Here is a 1,396-nt window from a genome sequence, read left to right as displayed (position 1 = left end):
GGCTACCGGATCCGCAAGGGCCGGCTCAACCTCGACCTGCACTACCTGATCACCAAGGGCCAGCTCAAGGCCGAGAACAAGGTGGTGGTCGAGCAACTGCAGCTGGGCGAAAAGGTCGACAGCCCGGACGCCGTGAGCCTGCCGCTGAAACTGGCGATCGCCCTGCTCAAGGACGTGGACGGCAAGATCTCCATCGAGCTGCCGGTCAGCGGCGACCTGAACAACCCGCAGTTCAGCGTGATGCCGATCGTCTGGCAGACCCTGCGCAACCTGATCGTCAAGGCCGCCGCCGCGCCGTTCAAACTGATCGGCGGCCTGGTCAGCGGCGGCGGTTCGGAGGACCTCGGCAGCGTGTCGTTCGCGCCCGGCTCCAGCGAGCTGAGCAAGGACGCCGAAGCGGCGCTGGTCAAGCTGTCCCAGGCGCTCAAGGAACGCCCGGCCCTGCGCCTGGAAATCGAAGGCACCGCCGCCAAGAGCAGCGACGGCCCGCTCATCGCCGAGCAGCGCCTGGAGCGCGAATACCAGTACAACTACTACAAGATGCTCCAGCGCCGGGGCGACAAGGTGCCGGCCCAGGCCTCCCTGCTGCAGGTGCCGGACGGCGAGAAAGGGCCGTTGCTCGAAGGCATCTACCGCACCCGCCTGAAGACCCAGCCACCGGCCGAATGGAAGGATCTTGGCAAGGAAGAGCGCACCGCGAAGATGCGCGATGACGTGATCAAGTTCTGGAGCTCCAGCGACGTCCTGCTGCGCCAGCTCGGTCAGGACCGTGCCAGCAGCATCAAGGACTACCTGGTGGACAAGGGCCAACTGGCCGACGACCGTGTGTACTTCATCGACGCCAACCTCGGCGAAGCGGAAAGCGATGGCCGGGTGGTGACGCAAATGCATCTGGATGCCGAATGATGAACCGCAAATGGCTGATCGCACTCCTCTTGGCGCTGGCCGCAGGCCAGGCGTACGCGTCCGACACCCTGCGCTGCGGCAGCCAGCTGGTCAGTCTCGGCGACCGCGCCAGCGAAGTGCTGCAGAAGTGCGGCGAGCCGCTCAGCCGCGACCTGCTGGGCTACAAGCGCAGCGCCAACCGCCGCGAGGAGTTTCAGGTCGAGGAATGGACCTACGGCCCGAGCAACGGCATGTACCAATACCTGCGCTTCGAGGGCAACCGCCTGAAGCAGATCAACAGCAAGCGCGGCAACTGAAATCCCCCCATGGCTCTGATGGCCTCATCGCTTGCAGGCAAGCTCCCACAGGTTTTGCGGTGGGCACAGAACTGCGGCCGCTGCTGAACCCTGCGGGAGCCGGCTTGCCGGCGATGACGGCGGGTCAGGCAACACCGATGCCGCAGTGCTGGCCTCATCGCTTGCAGGCCAGCTCCCACAGGCTTTTGCGGTGC

The 1,396-nt window shown here is 65.5% G+C and carries 2 protein-coding genes; both read left to right on the top strand.

Annotation, left to right across the window (positions count from 1 at the left end; genetic code table 11):
• On the top strand, positions 1-906 hold a 906-nt coding region (locus tag ACIP0B_RS24830; protein ID WP_400836932.1), incomplete at its 5' end, for a DUF748 domain-containing protein.
• Positions 906-1,202, top strand: coding sequence for a DUF2845 domain-containing protein (locus ACIP0B_RS24825; RefSeq protein WP_400836934.1), 297 nt, complete (start codon positions 906-908; stop codon positions 1,200-1,202). The genes ACIP0B_RS24830 and ACIP0B_RS24825, both read left to right, overlap by 1 nt.
• Positions 1,203-1,396 lie beyond the last annotated feature (194 nt).

This window comes from Pseudomonas sp. NPDC089534, from assembly GCF_044749305.1.
Lineage (GTDB): Bacteria > Pseudomonadota > Gammaproteobacteria > Pseudomonadales > Pseudomonadaceae > Aquipseudomonas > Aquipseudomonas ekonensis.
This window is presented reverse-complemented; position numbering and strand designations above follow the sequence as displayed.